At 66.1% G+C, this 286-nt stretch carries 1 pseudogene; it reads left to right on the top strand.

From position 1 onward, the window contains the following. Nucleotides 1–286, top strand: a pseudogene (locus AX702_RS22535) (hypothetical protein); the annotation flags it as partial.

The raw sequence follows: 286 nt of genomic DNA on the forward strand, positions 1-286 counted from the left end.
CGTCGGCAGCCTGCTCAGCCTGGCCATGATGGTGATGCTCGGCCGCGAGCTGCTGGATACCGGCCTTGCCGGTCTCAGTCGTGCCGCGCCTGATTCGCCGTGGTTCTACGTCGCTTTCTTCGGGCTCTACATGGCGGCGCCGACCGGTGATTTCATCATCTTCCGCCGCCTGTGGGGCATCCCCTGGTCCGGCTTTGCGGCGCTCCACAAGAAGCGCATCGCGAACGATGTGGTGCTGGGCTATTCGGGCGAGGCCTATTTCTACGCATGGGCGCGCGCGCGCGCG

It is taken from the genome of Sphingomonas sp. CCH5-D11, from assembly GCF_001557395.1.
GTDB lineage: Bacteria > Pseudomonadota > Alphaproteobacteria > Sphingomonadales > Sphingomonadaceae > Sphingomonas.